The sequence below is a fragment of the Brevundimonas sp. NIBR11 genome (assembly GCF_027912535.1).
Lineage (GTDB): Bacteria > Pseudomonadota > Alphaproteobacteria > Caulobacterales > Caulobacteraceae > Brevundimonas.
In genome coordinates this window covers 1,884,681-1,906,537 of the sequence record NZ_CP115465.1, presented here as the reverse complement: position 1 = coordinate 1,906,537, position 21,857 = coordinate 1,884,681, and the positions used below count along the sequence as shown (strand labels likewise).

Sequence of the window (21,857 nt, the reverse complement as noted above, 5' to 3'; positions counted from 1 at the left end):
CGAACTTCAGGCGTAAGCGCATAGGGCATGGGATACTGGTTCCAGCGGCTGCGCCCGCACACCTACAGGTCGTGTGCGGGGGCGACAACCGGAGTCGTTGTGCGGCCTTGAGCCGCGTCGTTGGTCAGCGACTCCGGGCCGTCATGATCTCGCCGATCCGGTCGCGCGTGCCTTCGATCCGCTCGAGACGCGGGTAGCGGAGGCCGCCGGTGTAGGCGAGCTCGACCGTGCGGATGCGCTGGCCCTGACGCAGGATCAGGCGGATGGGCGCGTCGCCCGACTTAGCGGCGGTGACGGCCGTGCGCAGCACCTCAGGCGTGGCCACGCTGTCGCCGACGGCGATCAGGTCCCAGCCTGCGCCGATGCCCGCCTCATAGGCCGGCCCGCCCCACTGGATGGCGCCGATCCGCTGGGTCGCGCCCGAGAGGGAGAAGCCGAGGGAGTAGCGGAAGTCCGAACCCCAGGCGCCGTTCATCGCCTTCTCGTCGGCGTTCGGCTCCTCGACATAGATCAGGCGGTAGCCGCCGCGCTCAAGACCGTCGAGCGGAGCGACGGCGTCCGGTCCGGCCGCGTCCAGACGTGTGCGGAGGAAGGTCGCCCAGTCGTAGGGCTGGACTGCGTTCAGGGCGGCGACGACGTCGGCGAAGGTATAGCCGCGCGGGGTCCAGTTTCCGTCCGAGCCCTCTGGCGAGAAGAAGGTGCGGGCGAAATCGTCGAGCGACTTCCGGTCGCGGCTGAGCTCGCGGATCAGGGTGTCGGCGTCCAGCCAGATCAGGGCGGCTTCGTCATAGTAGTCGCCGGTGCCGCGCATCCACGACGCCCACTGGCCTGGGACGCGGTAGCCGAGAAGGTTGTGGTTGTTGGTGTCCTGCAGGTTCCGCCACTGGCGGCCCGGCTGGTTCTGGTAGAAGGCGGCGCGGTCGGCGAGGCCGATCAGGGCCTGGGCCTTCGTGTGCAGGCCGGAGCGGGCCGCGAGGACGTCGCCCCAGTATTCGGTCTGGCCCTCATAAACCCAGAGCAGGCTGTTCTCGGTCGGGACGTTGTAGTTGGCGGTCAGTTCATCGGCCGGCCGCATGAACTTTCCGTTCCAGGAGTGGGTATATTCGTGGGGCAGGAGGGCGCGATTGCCCGCCGAAGCGCTCCATGAGGTGAAGTAGTTGGGCGAGGCGGTGTTCTCGGACGAACGGTGGTGCTCCAGGCCGATGCCGCCCAGCTGGTCGGTCAGGGCCAGCAGGAACTCGTATTTGTCGTAGTGGCGCGAGCCGTAGAGGCGGTCCGCCTGGGTCACCATGGCGGTATAGAGGCCGATCTGTTCGTCGGTGGGGGCCAGGTTCGCGGCCGTGTCGGCGACGATGTTCAGGTGGACGTCATCGCCTTTGGCGTCGATGTCGATGCGGCGATAGTGGGCGCCGGCGAACATCGGGCTGTCGACCAGGGTATAGAGATCCGTCGGGGCGAAGGTCGCGACGCCGTTCTCGAACGAGGTGGTCTCCAAGGCGACACCGTAGTTCCACCCGGCTGGCAGCTTGATCGAAGGGGCGAAGGTGATGCCGGTCGAGCGATAGCCGGCCGGGTAGAGCAGGGCCTTCTCCCATTCCATGTTGACGATCGACGGGGTCATGACGACGCGCCAGTTGGCGTTGTCGGACTGGGTCAGCCACTGGAACTCGGCGACGATCTCGGTCGCGGCTTCGGGCACGTCGATGTGGAAGGCGTAGGGGTCTACCGCGTCGCGGCGCCATTCGACGCGCTGACCGTTCGCGGTGATGGTCAGGCCGGCGAACAGCTGGATCGGCCCCGAATCGGCATGGTTGCCCGGCAGGTATTTCGGATAGAGCAGGGTCAGGCTGCGGCTGGCGACCGGGATGGTCTGGCGCACGGAGATGACGCGGTGATCCAGGTCGGTGGCGTCGACCTCGTATTGGATGACGCCGGGATAGGTTTCCTGCGTCGGGGCCGGGATCAGGGGGCTGTCGGGGAAGCCGCCGATGTCGGGGGTGGTCGGGCCGCGCGGCGCTGCCGTCTGGGCCGCCGAGGGCGAGGCGCTCGCGATGAGAAGGGCGGCGAGGCAGGCGGAGGCGGCGAGACGCGACATGAAGGCGATCCGGGACTGACGGCGAGGGGCCGCAGAGGACGCCGGGGGCGAACTCAGGTCAAGGGCGCGCGGTGAAGCAGGGAGCCGTCGCCGTAGGAATAGAAGCGATAGCCGTCGGCGATGGCGTGGGCGTAGGCGGCCTTCATCGTCTCCAGCCCGGCGAAGGCCGAGACCAGCATGAACAGGGTGGACTTCGGCAGGTGGAAGTTGGTCATCAGGACATCGACCGCGCGGAAGCGATAGCCGGGCGTGATGAAGATGGCCGTGTCGCCGTGGAAGGGACGAATCTCACCCTCAGGCGTCGTCGCGGATTCGAGAAGGCGCAGCGAGGTGGTTCCGACGCAGACGATGCGGCCGCCGTTCGCGTGGACGGCGTTGAGGGCGGCGGCCGTTTCGGCGGACACCTCGCCCCATTCGGAGTGCATCTTGTGGTCGGCGGTGTCGTCGGCCTTGACCGGCAGGAAGGTGCCGGCGCCGACGTGGAGGGTCACGGCGTGGGTGGAAACGCCTTTGGCCCGGATGGCGTCCAGCAAGCGGGGGGTGAAGTGCAGGCCCGCCGTGGGGGCGGCGACGGAGCCGTCGTGCTCGGCGAAGACGGTCTGGTAGTCCGAGCGGTCGCGGTCGTCCTCCGGCCGTTTTGCCGCGATATAGGGCGGCAGGGGCATGACGCCGACCTGGCGGATGGCGTCGTCCAGTACGGGTCCGGTCAGGTCGAACTTCAGGGTGATCAGGCCGTCGTCGTGCTTGGCCAGAACCTCCGCACTCACACCCTTCCCCTCGTGGGGAATGAGGGAAGAGAAGACGATCCTGTCGCCCGCCTTGATGCGCTTGCCCGGCTTCATGAAGGCGGACCAGACATCGGGGGCGTCGCGGTGGTGGAGGGTGGCCTCGACCTCGACGGTCAGTACGTCGCCCTCCGCGCCGCCGATCCCGGGGTTGGGGCGTTCGCGGACGCCCGACAGGCGAGCGGGGATGACGCGGGTGTCGTTGAAGACCAGGGCGTCGCCGGACCGAAGGAAGTCGGGCAGGCCGGAGATGGCGCGGTCGGCCAGATCGCCGTCCTTCACGACCAGCAGGCGGGCGGAATCGCGCGGCTCGGCGGGGCGGAGCGCGATGCGGTCCTCGGGCAGGTCGAAGTCGAAATCTGCGGTCCTCATCAGGCGGCGCAATGGCCATGGAGGCGTGGCCGGGTCAAGGGGACGGGTCAGGGCGGCGAACCCAAAGCCGAGCGGGGCATTCAGCCCGCATGAACGCCCTTGACCTTCTGCCCTCCGCCCTGATCGGCGCCGTCGCCAGCGCCCGGTCCATGACGCCGATGGCCGCCTTGGCCGGCGCGCATCTGGCGCACCGGAAGACGCCCGGAAAACTATGGCTGCTGGACCGGCCGCTGTTTACCGCCGGGGCGCTGGCGATGGGGGCGGGTGAGCTCTACGGCGACAAGATGAAGTCGGCGCCCGATCGAACCGTGTTCCTGGGCCTCTTGGCGCGGGTGATGAGCGCCGGTATCGCGGGCGCTGCCCTGGCGCCGAAGGGGCATGAGCGGACCGGCGCGGCCCTAGCGGTCGGGACGGCCGTGCCGATGGCCTATCTGACGCTGGCGGGCCGCAAGCGGGCGATGGCCGAGATCGGACAGACGAAGAGCGGCCTGATCGAGGATATCCTGATCGTCGGCGCTGGGCTGGCGGTGGTGGCCTGGGCCATCCGGCGGCGCTGATTGCGTTGACCGCCGGGCGTTGAGGCTGCAAATCCCGCCCATGCTGCAGAACCTCGAATATCTGGCTCTCGAAGCCAAGTCCTGGCCCTTCGAACAGGCCCGCGCCCTGCTGGACCACGTCCTGAAGAAGCGACTGTCGGATCCGGAGCGGGCGGCGGCCAAGCTGCTGATGGACGCCGGGAAGGCGGACGAGGCGCTGGCGACGTTCGAAGCGCTGGTGAAGCCGGTGGTGCTGGAGACGGGCTATGGCCCGTCCGGCCTGCCGCACATGGGCACGTTCGGCGAGGTGGCGCGCACGACGATGGTGCGGAACGCCTTCCGGGCGCTGACGGGCGATCATTGGCGCACGCGGTTGATCGCCTTCTCGGACGACATGGACGGGCTGCGCAAGGTGCCCGAGGGCGTGCCGAACCCGGAGATGCTGCGCGAGGACCTGCATCTGTCGCTGACGCGGGTGCGCGATCCGTTCGGGACGCACGACAGTTTCGGGGCGCACAACAACGCGCGTCTGCGGGCCTTCCTCGACAGCTTCGGCTTCGACTACGAGTTCATGTCCTCGACGGAGACCTACAAGAGCGGCCGGTTCGACGAGGTGCTGCTTCGGCTGCTGGAGCGGTTCGACGCGGTGCAGGCGATCATGCTGCCGACGCTGGGCCCGGAGCGGCGCGAGACCTACTCGCCCTTCCTGCCCATTAGCCCGATCACGGGCCACGTGCTGCAGGTGCCTACGCTGGAGCGGAACGTGGAGAAGGGGACGATCGTCTTCGACGACCCGGCTGGCGGGCGCACCGAGGTTCCGGTCACGGGCGGCCATGTGAAGCTGCAGTGGAAGCCGGACTGGGCCATGCGCTGGACGGCGCTGGACGTCGATTATGAGATGTCGGGCAAGGACCTGATCGAGAGCGTGCGCGAATCGTCAAAGGTCTGTCGCGCGCTGGGCGGGGCGCCGCCCGAGGGCTTCAACTACGAGCTCTTCCTGGACGTCGAGGGAAAGAAGATCTCCAAGTCCAAGGGCAACGGCCTGACGATGGAGCAGTGGCTGCGCTACGGCACGCCGGAGAGCCTCAGCTGGTACATGTTCCAGTCGCCGAAGTCGGCCAAGAGCCTGCATTTCAACGTCATTCCGCGCGCGATCGACGACTATCTCGGGGCCATCGACGCCTACGGCTCGCAGGAACCGGCCAAGCGGATCGACAACGCCGTCTGGTCGATCCACGCGGGCCATCCTCCAAAGGTCGCGAGCCCGGTCAGTTTCTCTCTTCTGCTGAACCTGGTCGGGGTGGCCAACGCGTCGTCCAAGGCGCAGCTGTGGGCCTATTTCGCCAAATATCTGCCCGAGGCGACGCCGGAGAACGAACCCGTGCTGGACGGGCTGATGGACCGGGCGCTGAACTACTACGAGGACTTCGTGAAGCCGACGAAGTCGTACCGACTGCCCGACGAGAAGGAGAAGGCGGCGCTGCTGGATCTGGCCGGGCGGCTGAAGGCCCTGCCGGCGGACACGACCGACGGCGAGCTGATCCAGGGCGAGGTGTATGCCGTCGGCAAGGAACATGGGTTCGAGCCGCTGCGGGGTTGGTTCGGGGCGCTGTACGAGGTGCTGCTGGGTGCGTCGCAGGGGCCGAGGTTCGGCTCGTTCGCCGCGATTTACGGGTTGGCGCAGACGATTCAGCTGATCGAGGCCGGGGCGAACGGGGAGCTGGCGACGTAGCGGCTTTGGTCGGTTTTCGTACATGAACGGAAAATAACGGCAGCGCTCCGGGAGCCTTCATGTGGCCCAGCGCATTCTCCCTGCCATCGACCAACCTCGATGAATGGAGAGAGCCATGTCGAAGACCTTCAACACCACCCTGGCCACGGCCGCCGCCCTGGCCGCTCTGGTCACCGCCGCCCCAATGGCCGCCTCGGCCCAGTCGAACGGGATCACCAGCTGCGACGCCCCCGGTGGTCGTCAGCAAGCCGGCGCCGTGATCGGCGGCGTGCTGGGCGCCTTGGCCGGCAGCCGTATCTCGTCCAATGAGCGCACGCTCGGCGCCGTGGGCGGCGCCGCCGCCGGTGCGGCTGCGGGGTCCTACATCGGCTGCAACCAACAACGCGCTCGCGTGAACTCGCAAGCCAATTCTTCGGGCGCCCAGTATCGCGCCTCGTCGAACCTGCGCATTCGCTCGGGTCCGGGCACGAGCTACCGCCAGGCCGGCTCGCTGTCCGCTGGCCAGCCCTTCACGGCCATCGGCTCGCAGGGCGAGTGGGTCCAGATCGCCGGCGGCGGTTGGGTCAACGCGCACTACGTCCAGCCTTACTAAGGCTGGGAAGGGCGCTACCGCTCGGCTCGCGGAGCCTTGCTGCTTTAGCGCGGCCGAGACCGGTACAACGAAGAAGGCCGCCCTTCGGGGCGGCCTTTTTGCGTGCCTACTGGCTGACCCAGAGGATGCGGGCCATCCAGTCGATGTCCTTGCGGGCGATGACGCGCGGTTCATAGGCCGGGTTCATCGAGTTCAGGGTGACGGATTTGGCGGTCAGGGAGGCGATCTCCTTGGCCGTGGTCTCCCCGGTCGTGGTGCGGACCACGACGCGGTCGCCCTTTCGCACATCGGTGCGGTCGCGATCGACGAGGACGCGGTCGCCCTGACGGTAGAGAGGCGCCATCGAATCGCCGGTGATCTCCAGGCTGAACAGCGACGGGTGGGGCAAGGGGAGCGCGGTCTGATCCCAGCCCTCGCCGGTGGGCAGGCCCGCGTCGTCGAAGAAGCCGTCGGCGCCCGCCTGAGCCATGCCCAGCAGGGGAATGGTCGGGGGGCGCTGGTCATCGTCCTCGGCCAGGGCCGCGAACTCCGCCAGCGACAGGCCGGCGATCTCAAGCACCCGCGTCAGGCTTTCCGTCGAGGGCCAGCGGGGGCGGCGGGCCTCGCCGGGGCCGAACCGCTTGGAGACGTTGAACGAGGTCGAGTCCAGTCCGGCGCGCTTGGCCAGGCCGGACACGGACAGGCCCTCACGGCTGGCGATCTCGTCGAGCGCAGCCCAGACTTTGGCGTGGGAGAGGGGCATGGGATCCGCCTTTCGATTCGGCGACCATCCTAGCTAGGAATATCAGCCTACTCCAGCCCCGCCGCGCGACGCTCCTGCCAGGCCCAGAAGGTGCCGAGACCGATGGCGATGAGGATGCCGTAGCTGGCCAGGTTCAGGATCGTGTAGAAGGACATGATCCCTCCGCGCATGTCGAAGAGGATCACCAGGTGGCTCATGACGATGATGAGTTGCAGCGAGGCGGCCCAGATCGGCCAGGTACGGCGGAACTTCCAGGCCAGGCCGCCCAGCACCAGCAACATGATGACGTCGAGGGCAAACAGGCCCGGCTGCCAGTTCTGATGCAAAGCGCCGTCGGCCTGGATCAGCATGCCGGCGATCCAGCCCAGCAGATAGGCGCCCATCGCCAGCCGCTCGGGCTCGTCGCCCTTGGTGAAGGCGAAGATTCCGACCAGCACCATCGGCAGCAGGCCGATCTGCGAGTACAGGGTGTCCAACATGAAATCGCCCCCGCGTCGAAGGACGCGAGGGCGATAATGCTTCGAGTCTGGTCTGTCGAAAACCGAAGTCCTCGACATTAACCCGAATTCACGCGACGCGGACGGGCCGGACGGTGGTCAGCTTCTGTTCGACCGGCGCGGCCGGCGGCGGGACGCCCTGGCCCCATTCGCCATCGTCGGGCTTGTCGAGCGGGCCCACGGCGTAAACACCATAGCCCATGCGACGGTGATCCTTGGCCAACTCGGCGTGGCAGGCCACGACGGCGTCGCGAGCGGCCGAGAGGGCGGCGATCGCCTCGATGGCCTTGGCCTGCGACACAGCGCCGGCGACCGGGGAGGCCTTCAGCAGCGTGCGAGCGCCGATCATGGATTGAACGAGGGTCGTTGCCGAGGTGATGGCGGCGTCAACCGCCTTTTCGGTAGCGTAGAGATCACCAGCGACGCTGGCGACGACTTCAGTGCGATCCATGTTAGCCCCTTCCAAAAAGTTACATTGGTAAAGGCATTCTTAACACGTCTAGAGCGAGGTGGGTAGGACTTCTTTAACCATAGGGGTGAGCGATTGGCTGACGCCGCCGCCGATGGGAACGGGGTCTTCCGGCTTGTCCAGCGGGCCCACAGCCACCGTGTCGAGGCCCATTTTCCGGGCCAGGGCGGCCAAGGTGTTGTGGGTGTCGACCATGTTCGAACGCGCCTGGGTCAGGGCGCCGATGGCGGCGGCGGCGCCGTCGAACGCCTTCTGGCCTGTGACGGCCGACAGGTAGGCCTGGGATCGCGCCGCAGGCAGCATGGCGGCCAGATGGGCGACTTCGCTTAACGCCAGATCGATCGCGGCTTCGGCCGAGTGCAGGCGGGCGGACAGAGCCTCGCCGACGGTTTCCTTGCTCATGGATGATTCCCCCCGTGGCCAAGCGCCACAGTGGCGAAATAACCATAGGCCGAATTTGGGCGCAACTATTCGTTGTTTTCGTCCATCGAGAAGTGTGCGGCCAGGCTGGCGATGGGCTGGGCGGGGTCGTCCTGCCACGCTTCAGCCAGAACGTGCGCGACCCGGCGGCCGGCGCGGGAGATGCGGGCGCGAGCGTAGACGTCCATCGGCTTGCCTGAGCGAAGGTAGGCGGTGGTGACCGTGATTGGGCGCGGCAGACGCAGGCGCGGCCAGGTGTGGGCGACTTGGGCGACGGCGGTCAGCTCCAGCATCGCGGCGGTGGAGCCACCGTGCAGGGCGGGCAGCATGGGGTTGCCGACGAGGTGATCGGCGAAAGGCATGATCACGGTCAGGACGTCGCCCTCTACATCGGTGCGCAGGCCGAGGAATCGGGCGTAGGGGATGGTGTCGAGCAGAAGGGTCATGCCGCGCCCGCCTTCTTCAGATTGGCGCCGGGTCCGCGTCCGCCGTCGGACGAGATGACATAGGTGGCCTGGGCGGCCGCGACGGGATCGGCCGGGTCGTCCTCGAACGCCCAGGCGCGGACGAAGCCTATGGTGCGGGTGGCGCGATAGCAGCGAGCCTCGGAGAGCAGGTCGACGCGGGAGCGGGCAGGGCGCATGTAGTCGACGCGCAGGTCCAGGGTGGCGATGGGCTCGTAGCGACCGAGCTTGGTCCAGACCGCGAGGCCGCCGACATGGTCCAGCATGGCGGTGACCAGGCCGCCGGCGATGACGTCCGTGTCCGGATCGCCGACCAGATCGGGCCGCCAGGGCGTCCGCAGGCGGACCCGGTCGCCGACGATTCCCTCGAACACGAAGCCCAGGGCGTGGGTGTGGGCGGCGCCCGAGGCGAGCTGGGGCAGGAGGGTGGTCAGGAACGTATCGCTCATGAGACCGTCCTTATCGGGCGCACCCTCGCGTGCAAGCCCGACCTGAGCCCCCCGAACACGAAATGCCCCGCCCGATGATCCGCCCCGAAGACCTGCTGAGACCGACGCCGGCGGGGCTCTATTGCCCGCCGGGGGATTTCTATGTCGACCCCGTGCGACCCGTGGATCGGGCGGTGGTCACCCACGGTCACTCCGACCATGCGCGCTCGGGGCATGGCGCGGTGCTGGCGACGGGGCAGACACTGGCCATCATGGCCGAGCGCTATGGGGAGGACTTCACCGTGTTGCGCCAGCCGGTCGAGTACGGGGGGACGGCGAGCCACAACGGGGTGGAGATCAAACTGGTCCCGGCGGGACATGTGCTGGGCTCGGCCCAGGCGGTGGTCAGCTATCAGGGCCTGACCATGGTGGTGTCGGGCGACTACAAGCGCCGTCGCGATCCGACCTGTGTGAGCTTTGAAGCCACGCCCTGTCACGTCTTCATCTCGGAGGCGACGTTCGGCCTGCCGGTCTTCACCCATCCCCCGGACGCCGAGGAGATCGGACGGCTGGTCCAGTCGCTGGGCCAGTTCCCGGAGCGGGCGCACCTGGTCGGGGCCTATGCGCTGGGCAAGGCGCAGCGGGTGATCAGGCTGCTGCGCGAGGCGGGGTGGGAGCGGCCTATCTATGTCCATGGCGCCCTGGAGCGGCTGAACCGGCTCTATGAGCGCGAGGGCGTCGACCTGGGGCCGATCCTGCCGGCGACGGGGCTGAAGGCGGGGGCGCTGGGCGGAGAGGTGGCCATCGCGCCGCCCTCGGCGATCCAGGACCGCTGGGCGCGGCGGTTCGCCGATCCGGTGACGGCGTTTGCGTCGGGCTGGATGCTGGTCAAGGCGCGGGCGCGACAGAGGGGGGTGGAGCTGCCGCTGGTGATCTCAGATCACGCCGACTGGCCCGAACTGATCGCCACCTTCGAGGAGATTCGCCCCGAGGAGGTCTGGATCACCCACGGCCGGGAGGAGGGTCTACTGCGCTGGGCCGAGATCAACGGGATGAAGGCGCGGGCGCTGAGGCTGGTCGGCTATGACGACGAGGACGAGGAGACGGCGGCGGGAGGACCGGCGGAACGATAATGCGGCCAAGCCTCTCGGCCAGCATCAGGTTGGTGATCCAGCACTCGTCAGCCGGACTCCTGCGGCAGTGCTGACGGCGGCAGTTCGCTTCTAGGCGGCGCGGCCTTTGCGCATCGGGGCGGCATCGCCCGCGACCTCGGCCGGTTCCGACAGGGCGGTGTTCATGGCCATCCGCAGGCGTTCGGGCTTGATCGGCTTTTCGACCACGGCGGCCATGCCGATGGAGAGGTAGTGCTTCGCGTCGTCCGGGTCGGCGTTGGCGGTCAGGGCGACGATGGGGATGTTGCGCTCCGGACCCGTCAGGGCGCGGATGGCCTGTGTCGCCTGGACGCCGTCCATGCGCGGCATCTTGATGTCCATCAGGATCAGGTCGAACGGGCGGGCTTGGACGGCTTCCAGCGCCTCGACCCCGTCTTCCGCCGTTTCGGACGAACAGCCGAACATCTCGCACAGCGCCTGGGCGACCACGCGGTTGGTGGCGTTGTCGTCGACGATCAGGATGTGCGGATTGGCCTGAAGCTCCAGCTCAGCCAGGGCGGAGACGTTGGACGCCTCGTCCGCGACCTTTTCCGACAGGGGGGCGGCGACGTCGAAGGCGAAGGTGGCGCCGCGACCAGCGTTGTTCTCGGCCCAGATGCGGCCGTCCATGCGGTCGACGATCTGGCGGCAGATCGACAGGCCCAAGCCCGCGCCGTCGGGGCCGGAACCGTGCACGAAGGGTTCGAAGATGGCGTCCACGCGGTCGGCGTCCACGCCGGGGCCGTCGTCGCGGACGCGAGCCTCCATGCGGACCTGACCGTTCTCGGACCAGGCCTTAAGGCTGGCCTCGACCACGCCGTTGCGGGCGAACTTCAGGGCGTTGCCGATCAGGTTGTTGAAGACCTGTTTGATGCGGACGCCGTCGAGGTCTGCGCTCAGTTCGGTGTCGCCCTCGTAGCCCACCATCAGGCGGACGTGATCCTGGGACGCGCGCGGGGCCCACATGGCCTCGATATCGTCCATCAGGGCGCGCAGTGGGGTCGGGGCCGGGTTCATCTCCAGTTCGCCGGCCTCGGCGCGCGAGAGGTCGAGCGCGTCCTGGAGGATGCGCAGCAGGGTCTCGGAGGAATCGACGATCGTCTGGACGTGGGCGTGGGCCGCTTCGTTCAGGGGCTGGCGCCGCAGCAGTTCGGCGACGGCGAGGACGCCGTTCATCGGGGTGCGCAACTCGTGGCTCATGATGGCCAGGAACTGGGACTTGGCGCGGGCCGAGGCCAGGGCCTGGGTGCGGCTGTCGGTCAGGGCGCGCTGCTGGGCGGCCAGTTCGGCGTTCTGGCTGCGCTGCTGTTCGTTGACGGCCTGGAGCAGGGAGACGGCGGTGCCGATGCCGCGATAGCGACCGCCACGCGTGACGATGAAACCCCGCATCAAGGAACCCGCGCCGCCCTTGATCAGGATGTCGCAGAAGGCGTCGATGCGGACCCCGGCGTCGACCACGGCCGGCTCGGGATCCATGACGTGGGACACCGCGCGGTTGGCGTAGAGGGCGTGGCCGAAGGGGCCGGCGATCTTGATGAGGAAGGCGTTGCGTTCAACCAGGCCCACCGGGCGGTCGTTCTCGACGACGGGAATGACGAGCGTGTCCGGCTCACGCTGGAAACGCGCGAAAATCTCGGCCGCCGGAGTGTTCGGCGCGACCGGTTCGGCGCGTTCAGTCAGAACTTCGATCGTCGGCATACTGGCCGAAACTCCCGTAATGCCGGTGGACAATGCGGGATAACCGTTTGCAAAAGCGTTAAGTCGTCGAACAGTCCCTTTTCGGCAGTTGGATGACACCGGTCGCTTTTGCGGGATCGGCGGGTCTGGTGTAGAGATCCGGCGTTCTTTTGATCCCTGTACTGAAGTCGATGCGCGCGGCCGAAAGGCCGACCGCAGGCCCGTCATGACCGATACCCAACCGACCGACACCGCCCACGACGCCCTGGTCCTGTTCTCGGGCGGGCAGGACAGCGCGACCTGCCTGGCCTGGGCGCTGGATCGGTACGAGCGGGTCGAGACGGTCGGCTTCGACTATGGCCAGCGCCACGCGGTGGAGATGGCCGCGCGGCTGCGCGTGCGCGAAGGGATGGCGAGGGTGCTGCCGCAGTTCGCGCATAGGCTCGGGCCGGACCATGTGGTCGATCTGACGGGGTTCGGGGCCATCGGCGAGACGGCGATGACGACCGACCGCGCCATCGAGGTCGGGGCGCGGGGCCTGCCCAACACCTTTGTGCCGGGGCGTAATCTGGTCTTCCTGACCTGCGCGGCGGCGCTGGCGGACCGGCGCGGGCTTTCGGTCATGGTCGGCGGCATGTGCGAGACGGACTTCTCGGGCTATCCTGACTGTCGGCGCGACACGATCAACGCCATGGAGCGGGCGCTGACCCTGGGGCTGGACAGGCCGTCGCCCATCGAGACGCCGCTGATGTACCTGACGAAGGCCCAGACCTGGGAGCTGGCGCACGGGATCGGCGGCGATGCCCTGGTCGAACTGATCGTGGAAGAGAGCCACACCTGCTATCGCGGCGACCGGACCCATCGGCATGACTGGGGCTATGGCTGCGGGGATTGCCCTGCCTGCGATCTGCGCGACGCAGGCTGGCGCGAATGGCTAGAGTCGCGATGACCTATTCGGTCAAGGAGACCTTCCTGACGGTGCAGGGGGAGGGCGGCCAGGCGGGGCGGCCAGCGGTCTTCCTGCGGTTCGCCGGTTGCAATCTGTGGAGCGGGCGCGAGCAGGATCGGGAGACGGCCGTCTGCACCTTCTGCGACACAGAGTTCGTGGGCACGGATGGGGATGGCGGGGGCAAGTTCCGGACGGCCGAGGCGATGGCGGATCATGTCGCCGGGTTCTGGATCGGGCGTGACGGCGATCCGAAGCTGGTCGTCTGCACGGGCGGAGAGCCGCTGTTGCAACTGGATGCGCCCCTGATCGAGGCCCTGCATGCGCGGGGTTTCGACATCGCGGTGGAGACCAACGGGACGGTCGAGGCGCCCGAGGGGATCGACTGGATCTGCGTCAGTCCGAAGGCGGCGGCTCCGGTGGTGCAGACGCGGGGGCAGGAACTGAAGCTGGTCTATCCGCAGCCCCTGGCCATGCCCGACCGGTTCGACGATCTGGATTTCGAGCGCTTCTGGCTGCAGCCCATGGATGGGCCGGACCAGGCGGCCAATACGGCGGCTGCCATGGCCTTTTGCCTGCGCCACCCGAAATGGCGGCTCAGCGTCCAGACGCACAAATACATCGGGGTGCGGTAGGTCAGCAGCGCTGACCGCGCGCCTGGCGCTGTTCGCAGCGGCGTTGCTCGCGTTCCCAGTCGCGCTGTTCGCGTTCGCGACGGGCGCGGGTTTCCTCGTCCGAGGTGGTGACCGCGTCGACGCCGGCGCCGACGACGGCTCCGGTCGCCTTGGCGGCGCCACCCACGACCGCCCCAGCCGTACCGACGACGGCTCCGACCAGACAGCCCTGGAGCATCAGCGAGCCCGCCAGGACGGCGGCGAGGGCGGCAGTGCGGGACAGGGTCTGGGTCATGCTGAACGTCTAGCCCGAACGTGGTGAACGGAAGATGACCTGTCTTCTTGCGGCCTGATCTTGCGGGATCAGCGCACACTTTTCCAGGTCAGGCCGTCACCCGACCTGAGCGCGGTGCCTCAGCATGGCGTCGGCGAGGACGCAGGCGGCCATGGCTTCGACCACCGGAACCCCGCGCAGGGCGACGCAGGGGTCGTGGCGGCCCTTGGTGCGCAGATCGGTCTGGGTTCCGTCGCGAGTGATCGTCTGGCGGGGGGTCAGGATGGATGAGGTCGGCTTGAAGGCGACGCGGGCCGTGAGGGGCTGGCCGGTCGAGATGCCTCCCAGAACGCCGCCGGCGTGGTTGGAGCCGAAGACGATCTGGCCGTCGTCGCCCAAGCGCATTTCGTCGGCGTTCTCCTCGCCCGACAGTTCGGCCGCGCCGAACCCGGCGCCGATCTCCACGCCCTTGACCGCGTTGATGGACATCATGGCGGCGGCCAGGTCAGCGTCGAGCTTGCCGTAGAGGGGCGAGCCCCAGCCGGCTGGGACGCCTGTGACATCCAGCGCCACGACGGCGCCGATGGAGGAGCCGGCCTTGCGGACGCCGTCTAGATACTCTTCCCAGGCGGGGACGACTTCGGCGGAGGCCGCGAACAAGGGATTGTCGTAGACGGCGGAAAAGTCGACGGCCTCTGGCGCGATCTTGTGCGGACCGAGTTGGACCACGCCCGCGCGGATCGTGACGCCGTCGCCGAGGACGCGGCGGGCGACGGCGCCGGCGGCGACACGGCTGGCGGTCTCGCGAGCCGAGGAGCGACCGCCGCCGCGATGGTCGCGGACACCGTATTTGGTCTGATAGGTCATATCGGCGTGGCCGGGCCGGTAGGCGCGGGCGATCTCGCCGTAGTCCTTCGATCGGGCATCGACGTTGTCGATGTGGATGGCGATGGGGGTCCCGGTCGTGACCGGGCCCGCGCCGTCGTCGAAGACGCCGGACAGGATGCGGGCGACGTCGGTCTCCTGGCGCTGGGTGACGAAGCGGCTGCCGCCGGGCTTGCGCAGGTCGAGCCAGGGTTGGATGTCTGCCTCGGTGAGCGAAATCAACGGCGGACATCCATCCACGACACAGCCGATCGCCGGCCCGTGGCTTTCGCCCCAGGTGGTCACGCGGAAAAGATGGCCGAAGGTGTTGTGGGACATGTCCTGTCCCGCTTACGCGGCGAGGCGGTCCGGCGTCCAGACACGGGTGAAGCGGGCCAGCAGGTCTTCGGCGGCGGAGGGCGAGTCCTCGGATGGCTTCAGCGACACGAACAGGTGGCCTTGAGGGCGTGAGCCGCGTGCGGGGAGGCCCAGGCCACGCAGGCGAAGCCGCACAGGCATGGTCAAGCCGGGGGCGACCCAGGCGTCGCGGGGGCCAGCGTGGGTCTCGATCTCCACACGACCGCCATCGGCCAGGACGCGGGGCGCGACCGGCGCGCTCATATAGAGGTCGTCGCCCAGCACGCTCATGCCGTCGGCGGGGCGGATCAGGACGGGGAGGTAGAGGTCGGAGCCGTCCTCGGCGCCGCCCTTGAGGCGCAGATGCTCGCCGGTGCGCATGCCGGCCGGCGCGTGGACGCGAAGAATGCGGTCGCCGAGCCGGACGGTGGTGTCGCCACCGAAGAGAGCCTCCAGCGGCGTCAGGCCGACGACGGGAAGGGCCGTCGGGCGCTGGACCGGGGCGGCGAGAGCGGGGCGCGCGCCTTCCGACTGGATCAAACGATAGGCGGCGATGACCCGGCGGAAGCGTTCGGCGTCGCCGCCGGGGTGGTCGGGCCGGGCGCTCTTGACCGCCACTCGGAAGGCGCGGGCCAGGGCCTCCTGTTCCGTCGGACCGTGCAGACCCAGGACTGCGAAGGCTTCGTTCAGGCTGGGACCGGGCGCGCTCATCCGCTCCATAGGCCGTCGGCATGGTCAATGCCGGGTTAACCGTGCAGGTCGACGAGGCCCTTGCTATATGCGGCCCATGACCAACCCCGCCATTCCGCCCAGCCCGACCCGCGAGGAGTACGCCCGCGACTATGCCGCCGCCCTGGCCGCGAACGGGGACGAGACGATCTTCGACCGACCCGAGCCGATCGGCCTGTTCGTCGAATGGCTGGAGCAGGCCAAGGCTCATGAGCCGAACGACGCCAACGCCATGGCCCTGTCGACCGTGGACGCGGACGGCGCGCCGGACAGTCGGATGGTGCTTCTGAAGGACGTCGATGGGCGCGGCTTCACCTTCTATTCGAACCGGGAGAGCGCAAAGGGCGTAGAGTTGGAGGCGACGCCGCGCGCGGCCCTGTTGTTCCACTGGAAATCTCTGCGGCGGCAGGTGCGGGTAAGGGGGGCGGTCGAGCCCGTCACGGCCGAGGAGGCGGACGCCTATTTCGCCAGCCGGGCGCGCGAGAGCCGGATCGGGGCCTGGGCCTCGGATCAGTCGCGGCCGCTGGCCGGCCGGGCGGCGCTGGAAGCGGCGGTGGCGCGAGAGGCGGCGCGGTTCGAAGGCCAGGACGTGCCTCGCCCCGAACGCTGGACGGGATGGCGGGTGACCCCGCAGGCGATAGAGTTCTGGCGCGACCGGCCGTTTCGGCTGCACGACCGGCTGCTGTTCACGCGGGACGGCGACGGCTGGAGGCGGACGCGCCTTCAGCCCTGATTTATCTGGCGCCGTAGCGGGCCAGGAAGGTTTCGACGGCGTCAGCGGCGATCGATTCCGTGGTGCGCGCGGCCTGGACCTCGTCGCCTGTGACCAAGGGCATGAAGAAGACGGGGTGTTCGATCATCCCCATCAGCTGACCGGCCGCCCAGGACGCTTTGTCGAACTTCAGTTCACCCTTGGCCGCGAGGTCGGAGAGCGCGCCCATCAGCGGCAAACCGAAATCGTGCCGGCCGCGCTCGAAGAAGCCCATGGCGACATCGCGGAAACGCGGTCGCTCGGCCATCACCAACCGGAACACCGACCGCACGAAGGGATCGCCCATGAAACCGGCATAGGCCACGGCGAAGCGTTGGAGACGCGTGCGGGCGTCGCCCTCGTCGCAGCGAACGGTCTTCATGTGCTCGGAGAAGTCTTCGGACGCGTTGGCGATGACCGCGGCGAACAGATCGGCCTTGGACGGAAAATAGGCATACAGGGTCGCGGTCGAGACCGAGGCCGCGCGGGCGATGGGCTCGATCCGCGTGGCGGCATAGCCGTCGGCCATGAAATGCCGTCGCGCCTCTCGAACGATATTGCCCTGACGGGGGTCGATCGTCGGCCCGGCCTGGCCGTCCGTGGTGTCCGCTTGTGCCTGCATCAGACGGCCAGCGTTAGCCGATATGCCCAAGGGGGATATGTCGGATCTGAAATCGTCAGATTCCGACAGGTTTTGAGTTCGCCCGCGTCAGCGGGGCCAGCAGGGGGTGGGCGAGGACCGGGGCGGCGAGGCGGACGACAGCCTGCGGATCGTCGAGGCGAACGGCCGCCGTCGCATCGGCGATGATGAAGTCGGCACGCGTGCGCGACGGCTCGGTCAGGCGCTCGTGCCCCGGACGGACCGTCTTCAGATATTGGTCGATGACCGAGTCGGCCGTGCGGCCCCGCTCGGCCTGGTCGCGCAGCAGGCGGCGGATGAAGCGGATGTCGGCCGGGGTGTCTACGAAGACACGAATATCGAACAGGTCGGCGACGGGCGGCGTGCAGAGGACATGGGTGCCCTCCACGATTACCACCTCGGCGGCCGGGATCGGCTCACCGTCCGGCTCGCGGCCGTGGTGGATGAAGGAATAGACGGGTGCGGTGACCGGCTTGCCGGCCTTCAACCGCTGCAGGTCGTCGTAGAGCAGTTCGTGGTCGCGGGCGGCGACATCATCGAAGTCGAAGGTCGCCGCATCGAAGCCAGGCAGGGACGCGGCGTCGCGGTAGTAGGAGTCCTCGCGCATCAGGGCGGCGGCGCCCGGCTCCAGGGAGGCGACGAGCGCCTCGGCCAGGGTGGACTTGCCCGAGCCGGAGCCGCCGGTGATCGCGATCAGAATGGTCATGGCGGGCTCTTTAGAGCCCGCAGGACTTCAGCGGAAGAAGCAGGTGAGGCCGGCGTACAGGCCCGTGACCGTGCCCTGCGGCGTCGCATCGGTCAGGAACCCGCCGACACCCCCTGAGTCGAACTCGGCGCCCAGGGTGCTGTCCTCCTGCATCTCAATCGTGCGGCTGCCCTCGATCGAGCCGCGGGTCGAGCCCACGCCCATCCCGTCAACGGTGGTCATGCCGGCTTGATCGACGAACCAGCCCTGGAACTGGTCGTTCTGGAACAACAACTGCAGGCCGTTTGAGAACTTGGCGGACTGGACGGGACCTGCACCGCATTCGGCGTTGGTGGTCACTTCCGGAACGGCCCCGCCGATCGAGGCGGCCAGCGAGGCGATGGCGGTCGCCTGGGGCGTGCCGAAAGGGATGGCCCGAGCGGCGCCGGTGTCGTCGAAGAGGCGCAAGCCCTCGGCCTCGAGGGCCAGACCGCTGTCACCGACGCTGGGGCCCGAGTCCGCAGCAGGAGCCGTCGCGGGCGCCGCGGGTTCGGTCGGCGCCGCCGGGGTCTGACTGCGGTCGCAGGCGGCGAGGGCGACCACGGCGGTCAGGGCGAGGGCGGTGCGGGTGACGATACGCATGTCCGGGCGTCCTTTCGGGAGTTCAGCCGCGGAACAGACGGCAAAACCCGCGACGAAGCAACGGCAAAGCCGGACACGAGGTCGCAACTGCCCTTGCGTCACGTTGCTTATCAGCGGTCACCTCGGTTAGCGTGACGCCAAGCCCTGCATCCAGCCGGGGCAAGAGGGAATGCAATGCTCGGTTTGATGCAGGATTGGCCCCTGACGGTCGATCGTATCCTGGACCATGCCAAGAACTGGCACGGCCACCGCGAAGTGGTGACCCGGTCGGTCGAGGGACCGATCGTTCGCACGACCTATTCCGAAATCCATAGCCGGGCCCGCAAGGTCTCCAACGTGCTCAAAGAATGGGGCGTGAAGCCGGGCGACCGGATCGCCACCCTGGCCTGGAACACCGGCAAGCACATGGAGGTCTGGTACGGGATCATGGGCATCGGGGCGGTGTGTCACACCCTCAATCCGCGCCTGTTCCCCGAGCAACTGATCTACATCATCAACCACGCCGAAGATCGGATCATCTTCGTCGACCTGACCTTCGTGCCGCTGCTGGAGGCGGTGCTGCCGCACTGCCCGTCGGTGGAGCGGGTCGTAGTCATGACCGACGAATGGCATATGCCGGCGACCAAGCTGCCCAAGGCCGAGTGCTATGAGCAGGTCCTGTCGGGCGTGTCGGACGACGTCGTCTGGGGCGGGTTCGACGAACAGACGGCCTGTGGCCTTTGCTACACCTCGGGCACGACGGGAAATCCGAAGGGGGTTCTGTATTCCCACCGGTCGAACTTCATCCATACGCTGATGGGGATGCAGTCGACGGTCCTCGGCGCCTCGCCGAAGGAGACCATCCTGCCGGTGGTGCCGATGTTCCACGCCAACGCCTGGGGCATCGCCTTCGCGGGACCGGCCTCGGGCGCGCGTCTGGTCATGCCGGGCGCCCGGATGGACGGCGCGGCCATCTATGAACTGATCGACAGTGAGCAGGTGACCTTCTCGGCCGCCGTGCCGACCGTCTGGCAGGGCCTGTTGACCCATCTGCGCGAAAACAATCTGCAGATCCCATCGGTAAAGAAGGTGCTGATCGGCGGCTCGGCGGTGCCGGAAAGTCTGATCCGCGCCTTCCACGATGAGTTCGGGATCGAGGTGTTGCAGGGCTGGGGCATGACCGAGACCTCGCCCATCGGCACCCTGTCCAACCTGACGCCCGAGCTGGAGGCCCTGCCCTATGACGAGGGCATGAAGTGGCGCGTCAAACAGGGCATCCCGCCGTTGGGCGTCGAGCTGAAGCTGAAGAACTACGCCGGTCAAGAGATGCCGCACGACGGCCACACCTACGGCCGCTTGATGATCAAGGGCCCCACGATCGCCAAGGGCTATTTCAAGGACGAGGGCGGCGACATCCTGGACCATGAGGGCTTTTTCGATACGGGCGACGTCTCGACCATCGACGAACAGGGCTTCATGCAGATCACCGACCGCGCCAAGGACGTGATCAAGTCCGGCGGCGAGTGGATCTCCTCGATCGAGATCGAGAACATCGCCGTGGGCCATCCCAAGGTCGAACTGGCCGCCGTGATTGGCGCAGCCCATCCGAAATGGGACGAGCGCCCGGTGCTGGTCATCAAGCTCAAGCCCGGCGAGGCCCAGGACAAGCAGGAGCACCTCGGCTTCCTGGTCGGCAAGATCGCCAAATGGTGGATGCCCGACGACGTGGTCTTCGTTGACGACATCCCGCTGGGCGCCACCGGCAAGATCGACAAGAAGCTGCTGCGCGAGCGGCTGAAGGACTATCAGCTGCCCAGCGCCATCGCTCCGGAACGAGTTTGATTCGATGGCCAGCGGACCGCGCTCGCGACGGAAGACTGGCATGATGAAGGTGCGGATCGCTGCGGGCCTGACCGTCGTGGCGCCGCTGCTGACCTTCATCGCCGTGCTGCTGACGCGGAACGGGATCGTGTCGCTGGACGTGGGTCTGGACGTGCTGACCATCCAGGTCGCTCAGGTCGCCTCCTGGGTCGCGTTGGCGTTCGCGGTGCTGTCGCTGGCGCTGTCGCTGCCTCAGTTCGGTCGGCTGGGGGTGGTCAGCTTCGTCATCGTGCTAGTCTGTGGCGCGGTCGCGGGCGCCTTCTTCGTTCAGTCGCGGGCGATCGCGGTGGCCGGACCGTTGGATGTCTCGACCGATCTGACCGAGCCGCCCGCTGTGCCGGGCGCGACGGGGACGCCCGTCGGCTGTCCGGGCGTCGCGGCGGTGATGCGCCAGACTGCGCCCGCCGAGGCCACGGCCGCCCTGCAGGCCGCCGGCTTCTCGATCACCGAGTCGCAGCTGTTCCGTTCGCGCGGGGTGCGCGACGGTTTCTGGTTCGGCATGGGGCATGAAGCCCACATCCGCATCCGGCCTGGCCGCACCGACGTCCGGGTCGTCGCACGCTACGACCACACCGACGGCGGCGAGACCTGCAAGATCGTCAGCCAGATGATCGACGCGCTTCAGACCGCGCCATAAAGAGAACCGAGACCCGGCGGTCCGTCGGCGGTTACCCGGCCGTCCTCGACGAGCTTGATCAGGTGAGCCAGCACCGACAGGCTGGCGGCCGGCCATAGCCGCTGATCGACCGCGGCGTAGAGGATCGGCACCATGTCCGCGATCTTCCGGTCTCCGGCTTCGATCCTTTCGAGGATCTGCGCCTCGCGCCCCAGCCGGTGCGCGCGGTAGGCGGCGAGGAAAGGCGCGACCTCGGTCACCGGAGCTCCGTGCGTCGGCCATAGGGCCCCGAAGTCCGCTGCGATCACCGCGTCGAGGCTGCGCATAAAGTCCGACATATTCCCATCCGGCGGCGCGACCACAGTGGTCGACCAGCCCATGACGTGGTCGCCGCAGAACAGGGCGTTCTCCTCCTCCAGCGCGAAGGCCATGTGGTTGGAGGCGTGGCCCGGCGTGGCCATGGCGGTGATCGTCCAGCCGTCTCCCTCGATCCGCTCGCCGCCGGTCAAGACGACGTCGGGTGCGAAGACCTCGTCCTCATCCTCGTCCAGCGCGCCGGAGGCGTGGGTATCACGAAGAGGCGGGCGCATGGCCAGGATCGGCGCGCCGATCCGGTCCGCCAACCGGCGGGCGAGGGGAGAGTGGTCTCGGTGGGTGTGGGTCACCAGAACGTGGCTGACCGTTCGGCCCTCGATAGCCGCCAGCAGGGCCTGCAGGTGCAGCTCATCGATCGGGCCCGGATCAATGACCGCGACCGAGGCACCCCTTCCAGGCCGCCCAACGATGTAGGTCCCCGTGCCGGTGAAGGTGAATGGGCCGGGGTTTTCACAAATTATCCGCTGGATCAGCGGCGACACCTGATCCCGACGGCCGTAGGCGAAGTCGAAATCGCGGACGAACGGGATCATGCAGCGGTCTC

At 68.1% G+C, this 21,857-nt stretch carries 25 protein-coding genes; 9 read left to right on the top strand and 16 right to left on the bottom strand.

From position 1 onward, the window contains the following. Positions 1–124 precede the first annotated feature (124 nt). Together O5O43_RS09690 and queA are read right to left on the bottom strand one after the other, a co-directional pair. Complete coding sequence (locus tag O5O43_RS09690) at positions 125–2,095, bottom strand: peptidase M61 (protein WP_271083684.1); 1,971 nt, start codon at positions 2,093–2,095, stop codon at positions 125–127. A 53-nt stretch (positions 2,096–2,148) separates the two neighbouring features. Then, positions 2,149–3,252: a tRNA preQ1(34) S-adenosylmethionine ribosyltransferase-isomerase QueA gene (gene queA / locus O5O43_RS09685; RefSeq protein WP_271083683.1), complete on the bottom strand. Its 1,104-nt coding sequence runs from the start codon at positions 3,250–3,252 to the stop codon at positions 2,149–2,151. Between the two features lie 89 nt (positions 3,253–3,341). Here queA and O5O43_RS09680 point away from each other — a divergent pair, with 89 nt between their 5' ends. The 3 genes from O5O43_RS09680 to O5O43_RS09670 all read left to right on the top strand — a co-directional run bounded on the left by O5O43_RS09680 (position 3,342) and on the right by O5O43_RS09670 (position 6,112). Beyond that, on the top strand, positions 3,342–3,809 hold the full coding sequence (locus tag O5O43_RS09680) for a hypothetical protein (protein ID WP_271083682.1): 468 nt from the start codon (positions 3,342–3,344) through the stop codon (positions 3,807–3,809). 40 nt (positions 3,810–3,849) lie between these two features. Further along, entirely contained in the window at positions 3,850–5,520 is a 1,671-nt protein-coding gene (locus tag O5O43_RS09675; RefSeq protein WP_271083681.1) for a lysine--tRNA ligase, read from the top strand. A gap of 115 nt (positions 5,521–5,635) precedes the next feature. Continuing rightward, positions 5,636–6,112, top strand: coding sequence for an SH3 domain-containing protein (locus tag O5O43_RS09670; RefSeq protein WP_271083680.1), 477 nt, complete (start codon positions 5,636–5,638; stop codon positions 6,110–6,112). Positions 6,113–6,218: 106 nt separating this feature from the next. Here O5O43_RS09670 and O5O43_RS09665 read toward each other — a convergent pair whose 3' ends face one another. The 6 genes from O5O43_RS09665 to O5O43_RS09640 all read right to left on the bottom strand — a co-directional run bounded on the left by O5O43_RS09665 (position 6,219) and on the right by O5O43_RS09640 (position 9,153). Further along, on the bottom strand, positions 6,219–6,854 hold the full coding sequence (locus tag O5O43_RS09665; protein ID WP_271083679.1) for a helix-turn-helix transcriptional regulator: 636 nt from the start codon (positions 6,852–6,854) through the stop codon (positions 6,219–6,221). A gap of 47 nt (positions 6,855–6,901) precedes the next feature. Beyond that, positions 6,902–7,333 (bottom strand): hypothetical protein, encoded by a 432-nt coding sequence (locus tag O5O43_RS09660; RefSeq protein ID WP_271083678.1) that lies wholly within the window; start codon positions 7,331–7,333, stop codon positions 6,902–6,904. Between the two features lie 88 nt (positions 7,334–7,421). Beyond that, positions 7,422–7,802: a hypothetical protein gene (locus O5O43_RS09655; RefSeq protein ID WP_271083677.1), complete on the bottom strand. Its 381-nt coding sequence runs from the start codon at positions 7,800–7,802 to the stop codon at positions 7,422–7,424. Between the two features lie 48 nt (positions 7,803–7,850). After that, on the bottom strand, positions 7,851–8,222 hold the full coding sequence (locus tag O5O43_RS09650) for a hypothetical protein (RefSeq protein WP_271083676.1): 372 nt from the start codon (positions 8,220–8,222) through the stop codon (positions 7,851–7,853). Positions 8,223–8,287: 65 nt separating this feature from the next. Beyond that, complete coding sequence (locus O5O43_RS09645; RefSeq protein WP_271083675.1) at positions 8,288–8,686, bottom strand: PaaI family thioesterase; 399 nt, start codon at positions 8,684–8,686, stop codon at positions 8,288–8,290. Beyond that, positions 8,683–9,153, bottom strand: a complete 471-nt coding sequence (locus O5O43_RS09640) for a PaaI family thioesterase (protein ID WP_271083674.1) — start codon at positions 9,151–9,153, stop codon at positions 8,683–8,685. Before O5O43_RS09640 ends, O5O43_RS09645 begins: the two co-directional genes overlap by 4 nt. A gap of 74 nt (positions 9,154–9,227) precedes the next feature. On the opposite strand from O5O43_RS09640, the gene O5O43_RS09635 reads away from it, so the two are divergent. Further along, entirely contained in the window at positions 9,228–10,265 is a 1,038-nt protein-coding gene (locus tag O5O43_RS09635) for a ligase-associated DNA damage response exonuclease (protein ID WP_271086418.1), read from the top strand. 90 nt (positions 10,266–10,355) lie between these two features. Here the strand turns inward: O5O43_RS09635 and O5O43_RS09630 are convergent, their stop codons facing one another. Beyond that, complete coding sequence (locus O5O43_RS09630) at positions 10,356–11,981, bottom strand: response regulator (RefSeq protein ID WP_271083673.1); 1,626 nt, start codon at positions 11,979–11,981, stop codon at positions 10,356–10,358. Positions 11,982–12,186: 205 nt separating this feature from the next. Between O5O43_RS09630 and queC the strand changes: the two genes are divergently transcribed. Next, positions 12,187–12,909, top strand: coding sequence for a 7-cyano-7-deazaguanine synthase QueC (queC, locus tag O5O43_RS09625; protein ID WP_271083672.1), 723 nt, complete (start codon positions 12,187–12,189; stop codon positions 12,907–12,909). Beyond that, entirely contained in the window at positions 12,906–13,541 is a 636-nt protein-coding gene (gene queE, locus O5O43_RS09620; protein WP_271086417.1) for a 7-carboxy-7-deazaguanine synthase, read from the top strand. Before queC ends, queE begins: the two co-directional genes overlap by 4 nt. 1 nt (position 13,542) lies before the next feature. Here the strand turns inward: queE and O5O43_RS09615 are convergent, their stop codons facing one another. The 3 genes from O5O43_RS09615 to O5O43_RS09605 form a co-directional block, all read right to left on the bottom strand. After that, positions 13,543–13,815, bottom strand: coding sequence for a hypothetical protein (locus tag O5O43_RS09615; protein WP_271083671.1), 273 nt, complete (start codon positions 13,813–13,815; stop codon positions 13,543–13,545). A gap of 96 nt (positions 13,816–13,911) precedes the next feature. Beyond that, on the bottom strand, positions 13,912–14,997 hold the full coding sequence (aroC, locus tag O5O43_RS09610; RefSeq protein WP_271083670.1) for a chorismate synthase: 1,086 nt from the start codon (positions 14,995–14,997) through the stop codon (positions 13,912–13,914). A 12-nt stretch (positions 14,998–15,009) separates the two neighbouring features. Beyond that, positions 15,010–15,726, bottom strand: coding sequence for a DnaJ C-terminal domain-containing protein (locus O5O43_RS09605; RefSeq protein WP_271083669.1), 717 nt, complete (start codon positions 15,724–15,726; stop codon positions 15,010–15,012). 76 nt (positions 15,727–15,802) lie between these two features. On the opposite strand from O5O43_RS09605, the gene pdxH reads away from it, so the two are divergent. Beyond that, positions 15,803–16,477 carry a pyridoxamine 5'-phosphate oxidase gene (gene pdxH / locus O5O43_RS09600; RefSeq protein WP_271083668.1) on the top strand — a complete coding sequence of 225 codons (675 nt, stop codon included), beginning with the start codon at positions 15,803–15,805 and terminating at the stop codon, positions 16,475–16,477. A 1-nt stretch (position 16,478) separates the two neighbouring features. Here pdxH and O5O43_RS09595 read toward each other — a convergent pair whose 3' ends face one another. The 3 genes from O5O43_RS09595 to O5O43_RS09585 are packed head-to-tail and all read right to left on the bottom strand — an operon-like array spanning position 16,479 to position 18,462. Beyond that, complete coding sequence (locus O5O43_RS09595; RefSeq protein WP_271083667.1) at positions 16,479–17,117, bottom strand: TetR/AcrR family transcriptional regulator; 639 nt, start codon at positions 17,115–17,117, stop codon at positions 16,479–16,481. Between the two features lie 55 nt (positions 17,118–17,172). Continuing rightward, positions 17,173–17,841, bottom strand: a complete 669-nt coding sequence (gene udk, locus O5O43_RS09590; protein ID WP_271083666.1) for a uridine kinase — start codon at positions 17,839–17,841, stop codon at positions 17,173–17,175. A 27-nt stretch (positions 17,842–17,868) separates the two neighbouring features. After that, on the bottom strand, positions 17,869–18,462 hold the full coding sequence (locus O5O43_RS09585; protein WP_271083665.1) for a hypothetical protein: 594 nt from the start codon (positions 18,460–18,462) through the stop codon (positions 17,869–17,871). A gap of 174 nt (positions 18,463–18,636) precedes the next feature. Here O5O43_RS09585 and O5O43_RS09580 point away from each other — a divergent pair, with 174 nt between their 5' ends. Together O5O43_RS09580 and O5O43_RS09575 are read left to right on the top strand one after the other, a co-directional pair. Beyond that, complete coding sequence (locus O5O43_RS09580) at positions 18,637–20,283, top strand: long-chain-fatty-acid--CoA ligase (RefSeq protein ID WP_271083664.1); 1,647 nt, start codon at positions 18,637–18,639, stop codon at positions 20,281–20,283. Between the two features lie 40 nt (positions 20,284–20,323). Then, positions 20,324–20,959, top strand: a complete 636-nt coding sequence (locus O5O43_RS09575) for a DUF1499 domain-containing protein (protein WP_271083663.1) — start codon at positions 20,324–20,326, stop codon at positions 20,957–20,959. On the opposite strand, the gene O5O43_RS09570 is transcribed toward O5O43_RS09575, so the two are convergent. Next, positions 20,944–21,846 (bottom strand): MBL fold metallo-hydrolase, encoded by a 903-nt coding sequence (locus tag O5O43_RS09570; protein ID WP_271083662.1) that lies wholly within the window; start codon positions 21,844–21,846, stop codon positions 20,944–20,946. The genes O5O43_RS09575 and O5O43_RS09570 overlap by 16 nt on opposite strands. Positions 21,847–21,857: the final 11 nt, after the last annotated feature.

Bases quoted from the DNA above. Each gene is read 5' to 3' on its own strand.
- O5O43_RS09675 (WP_271083681.1), top strand. From the start codon at position 3,850: ATGCTGCAGAACCTCGAATATCTGGCTCTCGAAGCCAAGTCCTGGCCC.
- O5O43_RS09580 (WP_271083664.1), top strand. From the start codon at position 18,637: ATGCTCGGTTTGATGCAGGATTGGCCCCTGACGGTCGATCGTATCCTG.
- aroC (WP_271083670.1), bottom strand. From the start codon at position 14,997: ATGTCCCACAACACCTTCGGCCATCTTTTCCGCGTGACCACCTGGGGC.
- udk (WP_271083666.1), bottom strand. From the start codon at position 17,841: ATGACCATTCTGATCGCGATCACCGGCGGCTCCGGCTCGGGCAAGTCC.
- queA (WP_271083683.1), bottom strand. From the start codon at position 3,252: ATGAGGACCGCAGATTTCGACTTCGACCTGCCCGAGGACCGCATCGCG.
- O5O43_RS09635 (WP_271086418.1), top strand. From the start codon at position 9,228: ATGATCCGCCCCGAAGACCTGCTGAGACCGACGCCGGCGGGGCTCTAT.
- O5O43_RS09665 (WP_271083679.1), bottom strand. From the start codon at position 6,854: ATGCCCCTCTCCCACGCCAAAGTCTGGGCTGCGCTCGACGAGATCGCC.
- O5O43_RS09670 (WP_271083680.1), top strand. From the start codon at position 5,636: ATGTCGAAGACCTTCAACACCACCCTGGCCACGGCCGCCGCCCTGGCC.
- O5O43_RS09605 (WP_271083669.1), bottom strand. From the start codon at position 15,726: ATGAGCGCGCCCGGTCCCAGCCTGAACGAAGCCTTCGCAGTCCTGGGT.
- O5O43_RS09615 (WP_271083671.1), bottom strand. From the start codon at position 13,815: ATGACCCAGACCCTGTCCCGCACTGCCGCCCTCGCCGCCGTCCTGGCG.
- O5O43_RS09640 (WP_271083674.1), bottom strand. From the start codon at position 9,153: ATGAGCGATACGTTCCTGACCACCCTCCTGCCCCAGCTCGCCTCGGGC.
- O5O43_RS09650 (WP_271083676.1), bottom strand. From the start codon at position 8,222: ATGAGCAAGGAAACCGTCGGCGAGGCTCTGTCCGCCCGCCTGCACTCG.
- O5O43_RS09690 (WP_271083684.1), bottom strand. From the start codon at position 2,095: ATGTCGCGTCTCGCCGCCTCCGCCTGCCTCGCCGCCCTTCTCATCGCG.
- queC (WP_271083672.1), top strand. From the start codon at position 12,187: ATGACCGATACCCAACCGACCGACACCGCCCACGACGCCCTGGTCCTG.
- pdxH (WP_271083668.1), top strand. From the start codon at position 15,803: ATGACCAACCCCGCCATTCCGCCCAGCCCGACCCGCGAGGAGTACGCC.
- O5O43_RS09630 (WP_271083673.1), bottom strand. From the start codon at position 11,981: ATGCCGACGATCGAAGTTCTGACTGAACGCGCCGAACCGGTCGCGCCG.
- O5O43_RS09575 (WP_271083663.1), top strand. From the start codon at position 20,324: ATGATGAAGGTGCGGATCGCTGCGGGCCTGACCGTCGTGGCGCCGCTG.
- O5O43_RS09655 (WP_271083677.1), bottom strand. From the start codon at position 7,802: ATGGATCGCACTGAAGTCGTCGCCAGCGTCGCTGGTGATCTCTACGCT.
- O5O43_RS09660 (WP_271083678.1), bottom strand. From the start codon at position 7,333: ATGTTGGACACCCTGTACTCGCAGATCGGCCTGCTGCCGATGGTGCTG.
- O5O43_RS09645 (WP_271083675.1), bottom strand. From the start codon at position 8,686: ATGACCCTTCTGCTCGACACCATCCCCTACGCCCGATTCCTCGGCCTG.
- O5O43_RS09570 (WP_271083662.1), bottom strand. From the start codon at position 21,846: ATGATCCCGTTCGTCCGCGATTTCGACTTCGCCTACGGCCGTCGGGAT.
- queE (WP_271086417.1), top strand. From the start codon at position 12,906: ATGACCTATTCGGTCAAGGAGACCTTCCTGACGGTGCAGGGGGAGGGC.
- O5O43_RS09680 (WP_271083682.1), top strand. From the start codon at position 3,342: ATGAACGCCCTTGACCTTCTGCCCTCCGCCCTGATCGGCGCCGTCGCC.
- O5O43_RS09595 (WP_271083667.1), bottom strand. From the start codon at position 17,117: ATGCAGGCACAAGCGGACACCACGGACGGCCAGGCCGGGCCGACGATC.
- O5O43_RS09585 (WP_271083665.1), bottom strand. From the start codon at position 18,462: ATGCGTATCGTCACCCGCACCGCCCTCGCCCTGACCGCCGTGGTCGCC.